16 protein-coding genes and 1 other RNA gene are annotated in these 16,740 nt (G+C 60.9%); 5 read left to right on the forward strand and 12 right to left on the reverse strand.

The window, feature by feature from the left end:
• Positions 1 to 45: 45 nt before the first annotated feature.
• The 6 genes from truB to rimP form a co-directional block, all read right to left on the reverse strand.
• Positions 46 to 978, reverse strand: a complete 933-nt coding sequence (truB, locus tag FHT78_RS15445; protein WP_183745511.1) for a tRNA pseudouridine(55) synthase TruB — start codon at positions 976 to 978, stop codon at positions 46 to 48.
• 12 nt (positions 979 to 990) lie between these two features.
• Complete coding sequence (gene rbfA / locus FHT78_RS15450; protein ID WP_183745512.1) at positions 991 to 1,392, reverse strand: 30S ribosome-binding factor RbfA; 402 nt, start codon at positions 1,390 to 1,392, stop codon at positions 991 to 993.
• Positions 1,393 to 1,467: 75 nt separating this feature from the next.
• A complete protein-coding gene (gene infB, locus FHT78_RS15455; RefSeq protein WP_183745514.1) occupies positions 1,468 to 4,233 on the reverse strand; it encodes a translation initiation factor IF-2 in 2,766 nt (921 codons plus the stop codon).
• 102 nt (positions 4,234 to 4,335) lie between these two features.
• Positions 4,336 to 5,022 carry an RNA-binding protein gene (locus tag FHT78_RS15460; protein ID WP_183745515.1) on the reverse strand — a complete coding sequence of 229 codons (687 nt, stop codon included), beginning with the start codon at positions 5,020 to 5,022 and terminating at the stop codon, positions 4,336 to 4,338.
• Positions 5,022 to 6,626, reverse strand: a complete 1,605-nt coding sequence (gene nusA / locus FHT78_RS15465; protein WP_183745518.1) for a transcription termination factor NusA — start codon at positions 6,624 to 6,626, stop codon at positions 5,022 to 5,024. Before nusA ends, FHT78_RS15460 begins: the two co-directional genes overlap by 1 nt.
• A gap of 60 nt (positions 6,627 to 6,686) precedes the next feature.
• Entirely contained in the window at positions 6,687 to 7,292 is a 606-nt protein-coding gene (gene rimP / locus FHT78_RS15470) for a ribosome maturation factor RimP (protein WP_183745521.1), read from the reverse strand.
• A gap of 247 nt (positions 7,293 to 7,539) precedes the next feature.
• On the opposite strand from rimP, the gene FHT78_RS15475 reads away from it, so the two are divergent.
• Both FHT78_RS15475 and FHT78_RS15480 read left to right on the forward strand, forming a co-directional pair.
• The gene (locus FHT78_RS15475) at positions 7,540 to 9,171 is read left to right on the forward strand and encodes an MFS transporter (RefSeq protein WP_183745524.1); all 1,632 of its coding nucleotides are present in this window, start codon (positions 7,540 to 7,542) and stop codon (positions 9,169 to 9,171) included.
• Between the two features lie 8 nt (positions 9,172 to 9,179).
• Positions 9,180 to 9,635, forward strand: a complete 456-nt coding sequence (locus tag FHT78_RS15480; RefSeq protein WP_183745527.1) for a GNAT family N-acetyltransferase — start codon at positions 9,180 to 9,182, stop codon at positions 9,633 to 9,635.
• Between the two features lie 24 nt (positions 9,636 to 9,659).
• Here the strand turns inward: FHT78_RS15480 and FHT78_RS15485 are convergent, their stop codons facing one another.
• Both FHT78_RS15485 and recR read right to left on the reverse strand, forming a co-directional pair.
• Entirely contained in the window at positions 9,660 to 10,916 is a 1,257-nt protein-coding gene (locus FHT78_RS15485; protein ID WP_183745530.1) for a lytic murein transglycosylase, read from the reverse strand.
• An 8-nt stretch (positions 10,917 to 10,924) separates the two neighbouring features.
• Positions 10,925 to 11,530, reverse strand: coding sequence for a recombination mediator RecR (gene recR / locus FHT78_RS15490; RefSeq protein ID WP_183745533.1), 606 nt, complete (start codon positions 11,528 to 11,530; stop codon positions 10,925 to 10,927).
• Positions 11,531 to 11,587: 57 nt separating this feature from the next.
• Here recR and FHT78_RS15495 point away from each other — a divergent pair, with 57 nt between their 5' ends.
• Positions 11,588 to 12,205, forward strand: coding sequence for an MOSC domain-containing protein (locus FHT78_RS15495; protein WP_183745537.1), 618 nt, complete (start codon positions 11,588 to 11,590; stop codon positions 12,203 to 12,205).
• Position 12,206: 1 nt separating this feature from the next.
• Here FHT78_RS15495 and FHT78_RS15500 read toward each other — a convergent pair whose 3' ends face one another.
• The 4 genes from FHT78_RS15500 to ffs all read right to left on the reverse strand — a co-directional run bounded on the left by FHT78_RS15500 (position 12,207) and on the right by ffs (position 15,224).
• Positions 12,207 to 12,821 carry a LysE family translocator gene (locus FHT78_RS15500; RefSeq protein ID WP_183745540.1) on the reverse strand — a complete coding sequence of 205 codons (615 nt, stop codon included), beginning with the start codon at positions 12,819 to 12,821 and terminating at the stop codon, positions 12,207 to 12,209.
• A 51-nt stretch (positions 12,822 to 12,872) separates the two neighbouring features.
• Entirely contained in the window at positions 12,873 to 13,196 is a 324-nt protein-coding gene (locus FHT78_RS15505; RefSeq protein WP_007813855.1) for a YbaB/EbfC family nucleoid-associated protein, read from the reverse strand.
• A gap of 19 nt (positions 13,197 to 13,215) precedes the next feature.
• Complete coding sequence (locus tag FHT78_RS15510; protein WP_183745543.1) at positions 13,216 to 15,084, reverse strand: DNA polymerase III subunit gamma/tau; 1,869 nt, start codon at positions 15,082 to 15,084, stop codon at positions 13,216 to 13,218.
• 43 nt (positions 15,085 to 15,127) lie between these two features.
• An RNA gene (gene ffs, locus FHT78_RS15515) (signal recognition particle sRNA small type) lies at positions 15,128 to 15,224 on the reverse strand.
• Between the two features lie 89 nt (positions 15,225 to 15,313).
• Here ffs and FHT78_RS15520 point away from each other — a divergent pair.
• Positions 15,314 to 15,724 (forward strand): HIT family protein, encoded by a 411-nt coding sequence (locus FHT78_RS15520; RefSeq protein ID WP_183745546.1) that lies wholly within the window; start codon positions 15,314 to 15,316, stop codon positions 15,722 to 15,724.
• Positions 15,721 to 16,680, forward strand: coding sequence for an NAD(+) diphosphatase (nudC, locus tag FHT78_RS15525; protein WP_183745549.1), 960 nt, complete (start codon positions 15,721 to 15,723; stop codon positions 16,678 to 16,680). Before FHT78_RS15520 ends, nudC begins: the two co-directional genes overlap by 4 nt.
• Positions 16,681 to 16,740 lie beyond the last annotated feature (60 nt).

The raw sequence follows: 16,740 nt of genomic DNA on the forward strand, positions 1-16,740 counted from the left end.
CATATCGCATCACTGAGTTCTGACAATTGCCGCTGGTTGTAACCGTCAGCCGAAAACGCGCTTCGGCCGGAATTCACCCTGTCCGATCTCCCCGATCGCGATCAGCCTGCCGCGGGCAGTCGCATAGGCCTCGCTTTCGGCGACCGGCGCGTCGCGGCCGCGCACCAGGATCGGGTTACCCATCTTCAGGCGGTGCGCCTGGTCATCGCTGATAATAAGGTGGGGCAGTGCCGACAGTGCCTCGCAGGTATCGATCAGCAGTGCGTCGAGAGTAGCAAGACGCTCATCCATGTCCTCGATCTCTTCGAGCGCCGTGAGTTTTGCAAGCGGCACCATAGTTTCTTCGGCGAAGGGTGCGACGAAGGTACGGCGCAGGCCGGAAATATGACCGAAGCAACCGAGCTCGCGGCCAAAATCGCGGGCAAGCGCCCGCACATAGGTGCCCTTGCCGCATTCCACTTCGAAATGCGCCGTATTGGCATCCGGACAGGCGAGAAGCGTCAGACGATGAACCTCGACTTCACGCGAGGGGATCTCGACCGCCTCGCCATCGCGTGCCAGATCGTAGGCACGTTCGCCGGCGATCTTGATGGCGGAAAACTGCGGCGGAACCTGGCTGATCGTGCCGATATATGTCGGCAGGATATCGCGGATCTGCTGCTCGCTCGGGCGCTGGTCGGAGCGCTGCGTAACCTCGCCCTCCAGGTCGTCGGTTGTCCGCTCCTCGCCCCAGCTGACGGTGAATTCGTATATCTTGCGGCCGTCCATCACATATGGAACGGTCTTGGTGGCATCGCCGAGCGCGATCGGCAGCATGCCCGAAGCAAGCGGGTCGAGCGTGCCAGCATGGCCGCACTTCTGCGCCTTGAAGAGCCACTTGATCTTGGAAACGGCTTCCGTCGAGCCGAAATCCACCGGCTTGTCGAGGATCAGCCAGCCGGAAATCGGGCGGCCCTTGGGTTTGCGTGGTTTGGACATCGGTGTCTTCTGTTATTCGTCGTCACTGTCGAGATCGCGGCTCACCTCGGGTGAGCGCAGCAGATCATCGATCTTCTTGTAATTGTCGAAGCTGGTATCATCGCGGAAGCGCACTTCCGGCATGTACTTCATCTGCCTCAGCTGCGGTCCGAGCCGGCCACGGATGAACTTCGCGTTGCGGTTCAGCGCATCGATGATGATGGTGTGGTCGGAGACGCCGAGCGGCGTCACATAGGCCGTTGCGATCTTCAGGTCAGGTGACATGCGCACTTCGGAAATCGAGATTACGGTCGCTTCGATGATGTCGTCGCGGACTTCGCCACGCTGCAGCACCTGAGTGATCGCTGCGCGAACCTGTTCGCCGACGCGCAGCATGCGCTGCGAAGGTGCCGAGGTTGTGGGTCTTGTTGCCATTGTTCTGTATCCCAAAAGGATCGGGCGCCGGACTGGATCATCCGGCGCCCGTCCAAGATTTCAATCGTGGTCCGATCAGAGCGTGCGCGTGATATGCTCGACGCGGAAGCACTCGATGACGTCGCCCACACGCATATCCTCGTAGTTCTCGAAGGCCATGCCGCACTCCTGGCCCATCGGCACTTCGGAGACTTCGTCCTTGAAGCGCTTGAGGGTCTTGAGTTTGCCTTCGTGCACGACAACGTTGTCGCGGATGAGGCGGACGCCCGCGCCACGCTCGACCTTGCCTTCGACGACGCGGCAACCTGCCACCTTGCCGACCTTGGTAATGTTGAACACTTCCAGGATTTCGGCATTGCCGATGAAGGTTTCGCGACGCTCCGGCGAAAGCAGACCCGACATCGCTGCCTTCACGTCATCAACGAGGTCGTAGATGATGTTGTAGTAGCGGATCTCGATCCCCTCGCGCTCGGCGAACTGGCGTGCCTGCGCATTCGCACGAACGTTGAAGCCGATGATGGCAGCGTTCGATGCTTCTGCAAGCGAGATGTCGGATTCGGTGATGCCCCCTGCGCCCGAATGAACGATGCGGGCACGAACCTCGTCGGTGCCGAGCTTTTCCAGCGCGCCGGCAATGGCTTCGATCGAGCCTTGCACGTCGCCCTTGATCACCAGCGGGAATTCCTTGACGCCCGTGGCCTGGAGCTGCGTCATCATCTGTTCCAGCGAACCGCGCTGTCCCGACAGGCGGGCAGCCGCCTTGTCGCGGGCAAGACGCTGACGATATTCCGAGATTTCGCGGGCGCGGCTTTCGTTTTCGACGACGGCGAACTTGTCGCCCGCCTGCGGCGTGCCGGAAAGACCGAGAACCTCGACCGGGGTCGCCGGGCTGGCTTCCTTCACATGGTCGCCCTTGTCCGTCACCAGGGCGCGCACGCGGCCCCAGACGTCGCCGGCAACGATGATCTGACCCGGACGCAGCGTGCCCTTCTGGACAAGCACCGTCGCAACCGCACCGCGACCGCGGTCTAGTTGGGCTTCGATAACCGTGCCTTCGGCCGTCCGGTTCGGATTGGCCTTGAGGTCGAGAATTTCGGCCTGCAGCAGGATCGCCTCAAGCAGCTTGTCGAGGTTCTTGCCGGTTTTGGCCGAAACTTCGACGTCAAGCACTTCACCGCCCATGGATTCCACAAAGACTTCGTGCTGGAGAAGCTGGTTGCGAACTTTCTGCGGATCCGCCTCGTGCTTGTCGACCTTGTTGATCGCCACGATGATCGGCACACCGGCCGCCTTGGCATGGTTGATCGATTCAATCGTCTGCGGCATCACGCTGTCGTCGGCCGCGACCACCAGGATCGCGATGTCGGTAGCCTGCGCACCGCGGGCACGCATCGCCGTAAAGGCGGCGTGGCCGGGGGTGTCAATGAAGGTGATCTTTTGGCCGTTCTGTTCCACCTGATAGGCGCCGATATGCTGCGTGATGCCACCGGCTTCACCGGAGACCACGTTGGCATGGCGGATGGCATCGAGCAGCGAGGTCTTGCCGTGGTCGACGTGGCCCATGATGGTGACGACAGGCGGGCGCGAAACCAGTTCGCCCTGCTCGTCGGACACGTTAAAGATGCCGAGTTCGACGTCGGACTCGGAGACGCGCCGGACCGTATGACCGAATTCACCAGCGATGAGTTCAGCCAGATCGGCGTCGATGACGTCGCCGGGCTTCATCATCTGGCCTTCCTTCATCAGGTACTTGATGACGTCAACGGCACGTTCCGACATGCGCTGCGACAGTTCCTGGATGGTGATGGTCTCAGGCAGAACGACTTCGCGGGAGATTTTCTCGCGCGTTTCCTGCATCTGACTGCGGCGGAATTTCTCCTGCCGGCGGCGCATGGCCGAAAGCGAACGCCCGCGTGCATTGCCGTCGTCATCGACGTTCGCGGTGGTCACGGTCAGCTTGCCGCGGCGGCGGTCTTCCTCACTCTTCGGGCGGGTTGTGACCGGCTTCGCGGGCTCGGGACGAACCGGGCGGCCGCGGACCGGACCGCTGCGCGAAGCACCGCGGTCTTCATCTTCGCCTTCGCCACGGCGACCGCGTACGCCTGCCGGTGCGCCTGACGCGGGACGGGCGGTTGAAGGCGACGGAGCGGCTTCCGTGCGGCGAGCGGCAGGGGTGGATGCCGGTGCCGGCTGCTGCTGACGCACAGTTTCGGCACGTGCTTCCGTTACCGGAGCTGCAGGTGGTTCGGCCACGGCTGCAGCAGCGGCCTCCGCCTGGCGGACGGCCTCTTCAGCAGCGCGCAGCTTGGCTTCTTCCGCTTCGGCGGCTTGGCGTACGGCTTCTTCAGCGGCGCGGCGCTTTTCATCTTCAGCGCGACGGATGGCGTCCTGCGCGTCACGGGCCTGCGCTTCGGCAAGCGCGCGGCGACGGGCATCCATTTCATCGGGCGAAAGGTGGTTCAGCACCACGGGGCGCGGACGATCCTGCTGGCGCTGCGGCTGGTAGGATTGCTGCGGACGCTGGTTGGCCTGCTGCGGGCGCTGGCTGTTCTGGCCGCCGGGCTGGTGGATGCGCGGGGCTGGAGCCGGCTGCTGAGTGCGAGCCTGCACGGGCGCTGGTTCCGGTTCGGGCGCCCGAACCGGAGCTGCAGGAGCAGGCGTCATCGGCTTTTCGTCTTCGGGGCGCATCGGGCGCCGCTTGCGGGTCTCGACGACGACCGCCTTGGTGCGACCGCGACCCATATCCTGGCGAACGGTACCCTGGCTCATCCCTGATGGTTTCAGGGTGAGGGTCTTCTTCCCCGTTACGCTGATTGTCTTGTCGTCGTTGCTGTCGGTCATTCGTTCCCGTTCCTTCGGACAGGGAACGATGAAGCCATCAGACCCTGTCAATCACATACAATCGATCAATGATATTGCGGCCGGCTTCCGCCGGTGACCGCATCATTGTTTTTGCTGGCCAGCGCCGCCCGGTGCCCGGGACTGACCGCCGTTACGGTACTGTTCGAGCATCTTTGCGCGCTTCACTACACCCTCACCCGCCTGCCCTGCAAGCACTGCGGCATGGATAAAAGCATTCTGGCCCATCACTCCTTCCATTTCGCTCTCCGAGAAGAGACGGAAGGAAGGTATTTCTTCCTCGGTTTCCATTCCGAGGTGCCAGGCCTTGCGGGCCTGGTCTATCTTTCTTACGCCATCGGCGGCGGCATCCGTAGAATGGAACACCGCAAGCGCAGCTCCACTGCGGATTGCGGCATCCACCTTGGCCGAGCCGGTGACGAGCTGGCCCGCCTTGCGCGCCATGTTCATCATCTGCAGGAGCTGTTGCAGAAACAACCGCTCCACGCGCTCACCGAGGTCTTCGGCGGCCTTCACATCGGCCTTGAGCGCGCGGGCGAAGAGCTTCTTCGCCACCGCCCTTTCGACCAGCGACCGGTCGATCTTAACCCAGCAGCCACGTCCCGGCAGCTCGCGTTTCAGATCCGGCACCACCGTCCCGTCAGGGGCGGCCACGAAGCGGATCAGCTCGTCCGGCAATCCGCTTTCGCGTGTCACAATGCACATGCGGCCGTTCACGTCGTAACCTGCAAGATCGTCGTCCTCAGGGGATGTGTCCGGCTTCGCCGTCATTATGCGTCCTGCTCGGCTGCGTCGGCTTCAACAGCCTCAGCGTCCTTCGCCAGATCTTCCTCGGTGATCCAGCCGGCGATCAGGCGAGCCTGCACGACCATCTGTTCGGCTTCCACACGGGAAATGTCGAACTTCGAGAACAGGCCCTCGAATTTCTTCGTCTCACCGTTCTTGCGTTCGGTCCAGCCGACGAGGTCGTCGGCTGCGCAACCTGCGAAGTCCTCGATCGTCTTGATGCTGTCCTCGCCGAGTGCCACCATCATCTGGGCGGTCATGCCGTCGATCTGGCGCAGCTCGTCGGAAACGCCGAGTGCCTTACGCTTCTCGTCCATTTCCGCTTCGAGCTTCTCGAGGAATTCGCGGGCGCGGGTCTGGATTTCCTGCGCGGTATCTTCGTCGAAACCGTCGATCGAGGAGATTTCGTCGAGATCGACATAAGCCAGCTCCTCGACGGCGGCGAAGCCTTCCGAAGCCAGAACCTGGCCAACCATCTCGTCGACGTCGAGCGCGTCCATGAAGAGATTGGTGCGCTCGTTGAATTCCTTCTGACGGCGCTCGGACTCTTCGGCTTCCGTCATGATGTCGATGTCCCAGCCCGTCAGCTGTGAAGCGAGGCGGACGTTCTGGCCGCGGCGGCCGATGGCGAGCGAAAGCTGCTCGTCTGGAACGACCACTTCGATGCGTTCCGCATCTTCGTCGAGAACGACCTTGGCGACTTCAGCCGGCTGCAGGGCGTTGACGACGAAGGTCGCCGGATCCTGCGACCAGGGAATGATGTCGATCTTCTCGCCCTGGAGCTCGCCGACTACGGCCTGGACGCGTGAACCGCGCATGCCGACGCAGGCACCGACCGGATCGATCGAGCTGTCGTTCGAGATCACGGCGATCTTGGCGCGCGAACCCGGATCGCGGGCAACCGACTTCACCTGGATGATGCCGTCATAAATTTCCGGCACCTCCATGGTGAAGAGCTTCACCATGAACTGCGGATGCGTACGCGACAGGAAGATCTGCGGGCCGCGCTGTTCGCGACGGACATCATATACGTATGCACGAACGCGATCGCCATAGCGGACGTTCTCGCGCGGGATCATTTCGTCGCGGCGGATGATGCCTTCGCCACGGCCGAGGTCGACGATGACGTTACCATATTCGACCCGCTTGACCGTACCGTTGACGATTTCGCCGACGCGATCCTTGAATTCGTCGAACTGGCGGTCACGCTCGGCTTCGCGCACCTTCTGCACGATGACCTGCTTGGCCGACTGCGCGGCGATACGGCCGAAATCCATCGGCGGCAGCGGATCGGCAATGAAGTCGCCGATGGCGGCGTCGGGGTTGCGGTCGCGGGCCAGTTCCAGCGGGATCTGCGTGGAATAATCCTCGGCCTTCTCGACGACTTCGAGCAGGCGCTGCAGACGGATTTCACCGGTCTTCGGATTGATGTCGGCGCGGATATTGGATTCGGTACCGTAACGGGAACGCGCTGCTTTCTGGATGGCATCGGCCATCGCGGCAAGCACGATTTCGCGGTCGATGACCTTTTCGCGCGCCACTGCATCTGCGATCTGCAGAAGTTCGAGCCGGTTTGCACTGACTGCCATTGTTGTGTTTCTCCGTCCTTGACTACCCGGGTTCCCGTCCCTGGAGCTTGCGTTGATCGGTTATTCTTTGTCGTCCGCTTCGTTCTGGTTCGCAGCCTGCGCCTTTGCCAGCTTGTCGGCGCGCAGTGCATCGCGGATCAGATCGTCGGTCAGAATGAGTTTGGCATCGCTGAGCGCGGTGAAGGGAATGACGACCTTCTGCTCCTCACCGTAGGCAACCTGATCGCGTTCGATCGTAAACCCGTCGGCATCCGCTTCGACGATCTTGCCGCGGAAGCGTTTGCGATTGCCGATCATGATCGACGTTTCGCACTTTACGAGGTGGCCCTGCCAGCGAACGAAATCGGATTTCCGCACCAGAGGGCGGTCGATACCCGGCGAAGACACTTCGAGATGATACTCCTTATCGATCGGATCTTCCACATCGAGCACTGGAGAAATCGCCATGGAGACCTGCTCGCAGTCCTCGACGGTCATCGTGCCATCGTTCTTTTCGGCCATGACCTGCATCGTCATGCCATTTTGGTTGAGCATGCGAACACGGATGAGGCGGAAGCCGATGTCGACAAGTACCGGTTCGATGATGTCGGCGAGACGCTGGTCAAGCCCGGTCTCGGTAATCAGCCGCGACTCATGTTGATTGTCTGCGTTTGTCAGATCCGACAAGCGGTGCGCTCCCTGCGATTTCTGGCATTCGGGGTGATCGCGCTAATAAAAAAGAGCGGGTCCTTGCGGCCCACTCTTCATCGTACGATCAAGAATTTGAGTGCCATATAGTCCCGTTTTTCAGAAATTGCAAGGTCGGCGCTGATTTCGTCTCCTTCATCTTAGCAGGTATGAGCTAAGCTATGGCGAGCGCTTCTCTTCCGCATATATTGGCCACTGAACCATAAGGGTAAAAGCGGGAGGAAACGTGGCCTATAGGTCTTCGACATTTGCGCCTTTGCGGCATGAAACCTACCGTAACATCTGGTTTGCGAGCCTCGCCTCGAATTTCGGCGGTCTGGTCCAGGCCGTCGGTGCTGCCTGGATGATGACGGTCATCACCTCGTCGGAGGATATGGTTGCGCTGGTGCAGACCTCGACGGCGCTGCCGATCATGCTGTTCTCGCTGGTCTCGGGTGCTCTCGCCGACAATTATGATCGACGCAGGATCATGCTGACGGCGCAATCCATGATGCTCGCGGTTTCGATCCTGTTGACAGCCTGCGCCATTCTCGGCTGGATTACACCCGGACTGCTTCTTTTCTTCACGTTTCTTATCGGCTGCGGCACGGCACTCAACAATCCCGCCTGGCAGGCCTCTGTCGGCGACATGGTGCCGCGCGCCGATTTGCCGGGGGCTGTTACACTGAACAGCATGGGGTTTAATATTACCCGCAGCGTCGGTCCGGCGATCGGGGGTGCCATCGTCGCGGCTGCTGGTGCAGCCGCGGCCTTTGCGGTGAACGCGTTGAGCTATATTGCTCTCATCTACGCATTGCTTCGCTGGCGGCCGGGTACGTCCGCCTCGACACTGCCACGCGAAACACTTGGCAGCGCCATCTTTGCCGGCATGCGCTATGTCTCCATGTCGCCCAACCTTGAAAAAATCCTTCTGAGAGGATTGGTGTTTGGCGTCGGCGCGAGTTCTATTCAGGCGCTGTTGCCGGTCGTAGCGCTCGATCTCGTTTCTGGCGGGCCGCTGACTTACGGTTTCATGCTCGGCGCCTTCGGTATAGGCGCGATTGGCGGCGCGATGCTCAGCGCCAGACTGCGCGAAATGTTTTCCAGCGAAACGATCATCCGCCTAGCCTTCCTCGGTTTTGCGCTCAGCGCGGTGATCGCCGCTCTGAGCCAAAGCGCCGTGCTCACCTCCGCCGGATTGCTGATTGCCGGTGCCTGCTGGGTTTCGGCGCTCTCGCTCTTCAACACCATCGTCCAGCTATCCACGCCGCGCTGGGTGGTGGGCCGCTCACTGTCGCTCTACCAGACCGTCACCTTCGGCGGCATTGCCGGCGGCAGCTGGCTCTGGGGCATTATTGCTAACAATTACGGTCTTTCCGACGCATTGTTGATGTCGGCCGCGGTCCTGTTGCTTGGTGTCGTCATTGGCCTGCGCTTTTCCATGCCGGCCTCTGCCTCGCTCAATCTCGATCCGCTGAATCGCTTCATAGAGCCGGCTCTCGGTCTGGATATCACACCACGGAGCGGCCCGATCGTCATTCAGGTCGGTTACCAGATCGCCGATGACGACTTGGCCGAATTCATGACGCTGATGGTAGAACGTCGTCGCATCCGCATTCGCGATGGCGCCCGCAACTGGGCACTGATGCGCGATCTTGAAAATCCCGGCCTCTGGACGGAAACTTATCACACGCCGACCTGGGTCGAATATATCAGGCACAACCAGCGCCGCACCCAGGCCGATGCCGAAAATACCGATCGGCTTCGCGCGCTGCATCGTGGCGAGGGCCTGCCGCATGTTCACCGCATGATCGAACGACAAGCCATTCCGCCAGTCGATGACATCTTCCACAAGACGCCGATCGATCTGCATCATTGAGATTAGCCATGCACATTTTCCGAAACGCACGACAATCCGATCTCGCTGACATCATCCGGCTGCTCGCCGATGATGATCTCGGCAGCACGCGGGAGGTCGTCTCGGATCCCGTCGATATACGCTATCTCGCAGCCTTCGCCGCAATCGAGGCAGATCCCAACCAGTTGCTGGCTGTTGCAATCGACGAGACTGATCGGATCGTCGGCTGCTTGCAGCTGAGCTTTCTTCCCGGCCTTTCGCGAACGGGCATGTGGCGAGGCCAGATCGAAAGCGTGCGTATTGCAAAGGGCCATCGTGGCTCCGGCCTCGGCTCACAATTCATCGAATGGGCAATTGCTCGCTGCGCCGAGCGCGGTTGCGGTCTCGTGCAGCTCACATCCGACAAGATGCGTGTGGATTCGATCCGCTTCTATGAAAAGCTCGGTTTTGTCGCGAGCCATGAAGGGCTGAAGCGCAGCCTGTAAAGCATCCGCAGAGGCGGAGGGTTCTTACTTCAGCTTGCCCTTCATCGATGCCTCTGGGAAGCATGTGGGCTTTATGCCGTTCTCTTCCTGCCATTGGCCGATTGAGCGTCGCGTCTTGTAGCCCGGCAATCCATCCGATCCGCCGACATCGTAGCCCTGCCGCTCAAGCGCCTTCTGCATGGCGGCGACATCCGAGCGCAGCATCTTGCCGACATCGCCCCATTGTCGCTGGAAGGCACCGGAACCGGAGGCGATGCGGTCGGCAAGGTTGCCGATATAGAGGGCATAAAGGTCGGAGTTGTTATATTCCTTGATGATATAGAAGTTCGGCGTGACGATGAATTCCGGCCCGTCGCGCCCTGCCGGCACCAGCATCATGCCCTGTGCTTTCAGCTCGCCGGATGGAAAATCTTTGCCGGAAATACGTTTGATGCCGAGTGACGCCCAGTGGGAGAGCGGCTTGGCAAGATCAGGCCCTTCCTGCGCGCAGGAGATGGCGTCGGGGATCGTCACTTCGAAGCCCCAGTCGCGGTCGCGCTGCCAGCCCTTTTTTACGAGGAAATTGGCAATCGAGGCGAGCGTATCGGGAACCGAGCTCCAGATATTGCGGTGCCCGTCGCCGTCGAAATCGACGGCATATTTCAGATAGCTCGTCGGCATGAACTGCGGCTGACCGAGCGCGCCTGCCGACGATCCCTTGAAATCGGCAGGGGTAACATCGCCGCCGTCGAGTATATGCAGCGCAGCGATCAGTTCCATGCGGAACATGTCCTTGCGGGTCGACATGAAGGCCTTGGTTGCCAGTACATCGACAGCGGAATTCGGGATCTTCGCCGCGCCGAAGCCGGTCTCGCGTCCCCAGATTGCCAGCACGATCGAACTCGGTACGCCATAGGTTTTTTCAATGCGGCTGAGCGTCGAGGCATATTGCGAGGCAAAGCCGCGTCCCGTCATCGCAAGCCGTTTCAGCCGGTCCTCGTTGAAATAGGGAGCTGGCGAGGAAAACTCTGCCTGGGTCTGCTTCTGCTCCTTCGGCGGCGGAAAGCCGGGCGGCGCGAGATCGGTCAAAGTCCAGTCGAGTTCGACCCCCGAAAAGGCGGCGCGGAAGGTTTTTTCCGATATGCCGTTCTTCTTCGCGTCCGGCCAGAGATCGCCCTGCACCCATTTTTCGAATTGCGCTTCGACATCGGCTTTCGAAGGGGCGGCGTAAGAAGGCGCTACCGAAAGCGTGAGCCAGACGGCGCCCGTGAGAAGTAGCCGGCCGAAGAAACCCGTCCCCATGTACCCCCCTAAATTACCGTCCGCGCTCGAAGCGCTGCGGACAGCGTACCCTCGTCGAGATAGTCCAACTCGCCACCGACTGGCACGCCATGCGCCAGCCGCGTGATCTTCACATCGAGATCGGCAAGCTGATCGGTGATGTAATGCGCCGTCGTCTGTCCCTCGACGGTCGCATTCACAGCGATGATGATTTCCTTGATGCCGCCTTCGCCGACACGGTTGATCAGCCCGCGGATATTGAGATCGTCAGGGCCGACTCCGTCAAGCGGCGAGAGCGTGCCGCCAAGCACATGATAGGCGGCGTTCAGCGCACCGGCGCGCTCCAGCGCCCAGAGATCCGAGACATCCTCGACGACGATGATGACGGACTGGTCGCGCTGCGCATCGGTGCAGACCGTGCAGGGATCGACCGTATCGACATTGCCGCAGCGCGAGCAGATTTTCACCTTGTCATAAGCTTCGCCCAGCGCATGTGACAGCGGGCCAAGCAGCTGGTCTTTCTTCTTGATCAGATGCAGCGCCGCCCGCCGCGCCGAGCGCGGCCCAAGGCCCGGCACTTTCGCCAGAAGCTGGATCAGTTTTTCAATTTCGGGGCCGGTGACTCGCTTTGCCATGTGCCGTTCTTAACTGATATGGAACGAAAACGGAATCACGGAAGAATCGCTGAAACCATGAAAATCCTCGCCGTCTGCCGCGGCTCTGCAGAAAGGCTGCCGGGCAAGAGCTACAAGACCGGTATCTTCAAGCATGCCGTCACCGGCGGCGTCATGATCGATGCCGAAGGCCTCGTCGGCGATGCCATTTGCAACAGGAAACATCACGGTGGTGTCGATCAAGCTGTTTACCTGGAGGGTTCGCTTAGCCTCGACTGGTGGGCAAACGAACTCGGCCGCCCTGTCGACCCCGGCACCTTCGGCGAGAACCTCGTCATAGAGGGGCTGGATAACCGCGATGTCACGGTCGGGGACCGCTTCATCGTCGGCGAACTGATCCTTGAGGTGACGTCCTGCCGCATCCCTTGCGCTACGTTCGCCGCCAGGATGAACGATCCGAAATTCGTCAAACGCTATACCAAGGCGGCACGTCCCGGCATCTATTGCCGCGTGATCGCCAATGGGATCGTGGAAGCCGGAATGCAGGTCGGGTACAAGCCATTTCCGGGCACCCCAGTCACGATGCCGGAAATGATGGAAACCTTCGGACGCCGGCTTTCAGCCGCAGACCGCGAGCGTTATCTGGCAGCGCCCGTTCATCACAAGCTGCGAGCCGAGCTGGAAGCACAGCAATAGTTCAGCGCATCGCGATCGTGACGGCGGCCCCTGCCATCGTTCCCGCACTCACCCGATTGGCGATCTGTACCGCGCGCCGGCTTTTCAGGAAACCGCGCGCTTTTGCGGCAAGGAACATCCAGCTGAAATCGACGACAGCCAGGACGACGAACAGCGTAATGATGAGTTCGGCCCAGCCGGCAATCGACACCGAGGGAATGTCGATGATCGATGGCAGAAGCGCCACATAAAACATCATGATCTTGGGATTTCCGAGCGCAATCGCCAGGCCGGTCAGAAACATCCGGCCGCGCGAACGCTCCTGCGGCAGTTCCTCTTCCTCGACATCTGCTTTGGCGAACCACATTCGCCAGGCGAGATAAAGAAGATAGAGCACGCCGAGCCATTTGATGACGACGAAGACATGGTAGAAGCTTTCGGCGATCGCCGAGAGGCCGGCAATCGCGCAAGTGAGCCAGATCGCATCTCCTGCCCACATGCCAAAGAGGAAGGGTAGAACGTCACGCGCGCCTTTCGAAATGACGCGGGCCACGAGCGCCGCAACGCTTGGTCCGGGTGTCCCGGCGGCAATGAAAAGAGCGCCGGCAAAAACCAGCAATGTCGTGAGCGTCGTCATTACCCGTCTCCTCTCCCGGGGCCAGTCGAATACCGGACTGGTCGGTAAAAATCAGAAAGGCAGCTTGAAGCCGGGCGGGATCGGCAGGCCGGCCGTGAGCGCCTTTGTCTTTTCGGCGGCGATGGCTTCCGCCTTGTCCTTGGCGTCCTTATGGGCGGCAACGATCAGGTCTTCGAGGATCTCGACATCGTCTTCCTTGAAGAGGGAAGGGTCGATCTTCAGGCTCTTGAGCTCGCCCTTGCCGGAGATGATGACGGTGACCAGCCCGCCGCCGGCCTTGCCTTCGGCAGTCAGCTCGGCGATTTCCGCCTGCATCTGCTCCATCTTGGCCTGCATTTCCTTGACTTTGCCCATCATGCCCATGATGTCGCGCATCGTCTTCTCCTTCTTGAAACTAGAATTCTATGTCGTCGCCCGGCAAGATGTCGCCCTCTTCGGATTCGGCTGCGGCAGGTGGTTTGACCTCCTCCGCCTCTTCCTCCGGCATCGGCGCCCGTACGCGTACGTCGATGATCTTGGCGCCCGGAAACTGCGCCAGGATCGCTGCAACGTCGGGATCCTGACGGGCATCGCTGACGCGCTGTTCCTGCGCCTTGGCTTCCGCCTCCACCATCGTCGGCCCGCCTTCTTCGCGGCTGGTGCTGACGATCCAGTGGATGCCGGTCCATTCCTTGAGCTTGACGGCAAGCTCGTTAAGCAATGTGCCCGGTGCGCCCTCGGTGAGGTTCACATCCAGCCGGCCGGGCTCGATACGCACCGGCCGCACGAAGTTGCGCACCAATGCCTTGAGTTTGACGTCCCGTTTTTCGCCAGCGAGATCAACGATATCGCCGATCGAATTGACCGGCACGACCGGCTTCGGCACCTCTGACGGCTTGGTTTCAACGCGGCCGATACTCTGCGGCTCCGGATTGGGTACGGCCCGCAGCATCGCTGTCGGCCCCGAGGGCTGTGGCCGCGGTGCCGGCTCCGCAGACCGCGCCGTCACATTCGTCTGGTAGGGAACGCGTGTGCCGCCGCCATTACCCGAAGGCGCAGGTGAGGACGGACGTGGCGCGCCCCCTTCATTGGAAAATTCCGCAAGCCGCCGTGCCGCATCCTCCGGCGCCGGCAGATGTGCTGCGTGCGCGAGCCGGATAAGCACCATCTCGGCCGCACCCGCCGTACGCGAAGAGTTTTCCGTCTCCGGAATGCCCTTCAGCAGCATCTGCCAAATGCGCGAAAGGGTGGTAACCGCGACACCTTGCGCAAATTCCGACGCCTTGGTGCGCTCCACTTCGCTGAGCGAGGGGTCGTTTGCGGCATCAGGCACATATTTCAGCCGCGTCACCAGATGCGTGAAATCGGCGAGATCCGTCAGTACCACGACAGGGTTGGCGCCGGCTTGGTACTGGCTCTGGAATTCATTGAGCGCGCTTGCGACATCGCCGCGCACGATATGTTGGAAGAGATCGACGATGCGGGCGCGATCCGCAAGGCCGAGCATGCCGCGTACGGCTTCCGCCTGCACCACGCCGCCGCCATGGGCGATCGCCTGATCCATCAGCGACAGACCGTCGCGCGCCGAACCTTCCGCAGCGCGCGCAATCATCGCAAGCGCATCGGGCTCCGCTTCGATGCCCTCCTTGGCAGCGATCGTCGAAAACAGGCCGACGAGATCGGAAGCACTGATACGCCGCAGGTCGAAGCGCTGGCAGCGCGAGAGAACGGTGATTGGAACCTTGCGGATTTCCGTCGTCGCAAAGATGAACTTCACATGCTCCGGCGGCTCCTCGAGGGTCTTCAACAAACCGTTGAAGGCCTGCGTCGACAGCATGTGCACTTCGTCGATGATATAGACCTTGTAACGCGCCGAAACCGGCCGGTAGCGCACCTGCTCGATGATTTCTCTGATGTCGTCGATACCGGTATGCGAGGCGGCGTCCATCTCGATCACGTCGACATGGCGGCCTTCCATGATCGCTTGGCAATGCTCGCCAGGCACACGAAGGTCGATCGTCGGCTTGTCGATTTCGGCCGTCTTGTAGTTCAGCGCCCGCGCCAGAATGCGCGCCGTCGTCGTCTTGCCCACGCCGCGAACACCGGTCAACATGTAAGCCTGCGCGATGCGGCCCGTTTCGAAGGCGTTGGTGAGCGTGCGGACCATCGGCTCCTGGCCGACCATCAGGTCCGTGAAATCCTTGGGGCGGTATTTGCGTGCCAGCACCCGGTATCCGGTGCCTGTCGAGGCGGCATCCTGTGATTGTCGCTCGGTGTCGCTCATCGCCCTGCTAGCGCCCGAAAGCCCGGGCTTCTTGGAAGAGAAGGTGGGAGGCTGGCACGATGACCCGTGCCGGGCTCGTTAGGGCTGCTTCCTTCCGGACCTGACCCGGTTGGCGAGTGGCTCGTCCACCACCAACCTCCCGGATGCACATATCGGCAAAATCGTCATCAAAAGCAAGCCAAGCTCCGAAAAAACTGCTAGTCCATTGGAAAACATGAGGAGAATGTCCTTGAGCAATTTCGTGCTCGACCGCAGGCTCGAAAGCGACAGCACCAGTATTATGGTCGCTGGCCTGTGCGACGTCAGGTTATCGAAGGATGCCCGCTGGCCTTGGCTGATCCTGGTGCCGCGCCGGGCGGATGTCACAGAGATCTTCGAGCTGACGCCGCTTGATCAGGTGCTGCTGACCTTCGAAATCGAGCTTGTCTCCGCAACACTCAAGAAGGTCACCGGTGCTACAAAAATCAATGTCGGGGCTCTTGGCAATATCGTCCGCCAGCTTCATGTTCATGTCATTGCGCGTTCTGAAGGTGATGCGAATTGGCCGGGGCCTGTCTGGGGCTTCGGCAAGGCTGAGCCGTATGAGGACGCAACCAGAGACGAATTCATAGCAAAGCTGCGGGAAGCCCTTTCATCATGAGTCATTCGCTTTTCGATTCGGATGCGCCACATCCGGAACCCAGCAATCTCACCGCCTTTGCCGCAAACGACCTGAGCCGCGACAGCGAACATCGCGATGAAGGCTCGGTCGAAAAGGCGCTTGCCCGCGAAGGCACGCATATCTTCGCCTTCGCGAAGGACAAACTGGTGCTGAAACATGACGGTCAGGTACTCGATCCGCTCTTTGCCCGCTATGAGCTGCAGGAGCTGAAGCCGAATTGGGACGAGACCGTGCTGCTCGGCTATCGCAAGACCGGCGAACCACGCCTTGCCGTGCCCGTCGGCATCGACATCGAGGATATGACGAGCCAATATAAACCGGTCGACGGCCGTTCGCTCTTTCGCGACGAGCTGGTCGATGAAATGTTGCTCGGCGAATTCGCGCAGGCTGCAAGTCTCATTCGTTGGAACAGCGACAACCAGTTTTGCGGCCGCTGCGGCTCGGTCATGGAAATCCACATCGGCGGTTACAAGCGCGTCTGTACTGCCTGCGAGCACATGATCTTCCCGCGCACCGACCCCGTCGTCATCATGCTGACGGTCGACGAAGAGCGCGATCTCTGCCTGCTCGGCCGCAGTCCTCATTTTGCCCCGGGCATGTATTCCTGTCTGGCGGGCTTCCTGGAGCCCGGTGAGACGATCGAAAATGCCGTTCGCCGTGAGACGCTGGAGGAATCCGGCATCAGGACCGGCCGTATCCGCTATCATGCCTCCCAGCCGTGGCCGATGCCGCATTCGCTGATGATCGGCTGTTATGCCGAGGCGAGGTCGCGCGATATCCATCGCGACGAAGCTGAACTTGAGGATTGCCGCTGGTTCACCCGCGAGGAAACCATTGAAATGCTGGAACGTCCCGGCGTCAACGGTAAGGCGCCGCCGCCGCGGGGCGCGATTGCCCATCGACTGATGCGCGATTGGGTCGAGTGGAAACGGTGAGCAAGAAACCGGAGCGCACGGATGATCGTCACCCGTGCCCGTTTGTCTGCATGAGGACGT

The organism is Rhizobium sp. BK196 (genome assembly GCF_014193255.1).
Taxonomy (GTDB): Bacteria; Pseudomonadota; Alphaproteobacteria; order Rhizobiales; family Rhizobiaceae; genus Rhizobium.

Excerpts from the sequence above, each read along its gene's own strand:
- FHT78_RS15460 (WP_183745515.1), bottom strand. The coding sequence starts at position 5,022 with ATGACGGCGAAGCCGGACACATCCCCTGAGGACGACGATCTTGCAGGT.
- FHT78_RS15505 (WP_007813855.1), bottom strand. The coding sequence starts at position 13,196 with ATGCGCGACATCATGGGCATGATGGGCAAAGTCAAGGAAATGCAGGCC.
- nusA (WP_183745518.1), bottom strand. The coding sequence starts at position 6,626 with ATGGCAGTCAGTGCAAACCGGCTCGAACTTCTGCAGATCGCAGATGCA.
- recR (WP_183745533.1), bottom strand. The coding sequence starts at position 11,530 with ATGGCAAAGCGAGTCACCGGCCCCGAAATTGAAAAACTGATCCAGCTT.
- truB (WP_183745511.1), bottom strand. The coding sequence starts at position 978 with ATGTCCAAACCACGCAAACCCAAGGGCCGCCCGATTTCCGGCTGGCTG.
- FHT78_RS15510 (WP_183745543.1), bottom strand. The coding sequence starts at position 15,084 with ATGAGCGACACCGAGCGACAATCACAGGATGCCGCCTCGACAGGCACC.
- rbfA (WP_183745512.1), bottom strand. The coding sequence starts at position 1,392 with ATGGCAACAAGACCCACAACCTCGGCACCTTCGCAGCGCATGCTGCGC.
- FHT78_RS15485 (WP_183745530.1), bottom strand. The coding sequence starts at position 10,916 with ATGGGGACGGGTTTCTTCGGCCGGCTACTTCTCACGGGCGCCGTCTGG.
- FHT78_RS15495 (WP_183745537.1), top strand. The coding sequence starts at position 11,588 with ATGAAAATCCTCGCCGTCTGCCGCGGCTCTGCAGAAAGGCTGCCGGGC.
- FHT78_RS15500 (WP_183745540.1), bottom strand. The coding sequence starts at position 12,821 with ATGACGACGCTCACGACATTGCTGGTTTTTGCCGGCGCTCTTTTCATT.
- FHT78_RS15480 (WP_183745527.1), top strand. The coding sequence starts at position 9,180 with ATGCACATTTTCCGAAACGCACGACAATCCGATCTCGCTGACATCATC.
- nudC (WP_183745549.1), top strand. The coding sequence starts at position 15,721 with ATGAGTCATTCGCTTTTCGATTCGGATGCGCCACATCCGGAACCCAGC.
- infB (WP_183745514.1), bottom strand. The coding sequence starts at position 4,233 with ATGACCGACAGCAACGACGACAAGACAATCAGCGTAACGGGGAAGAAG.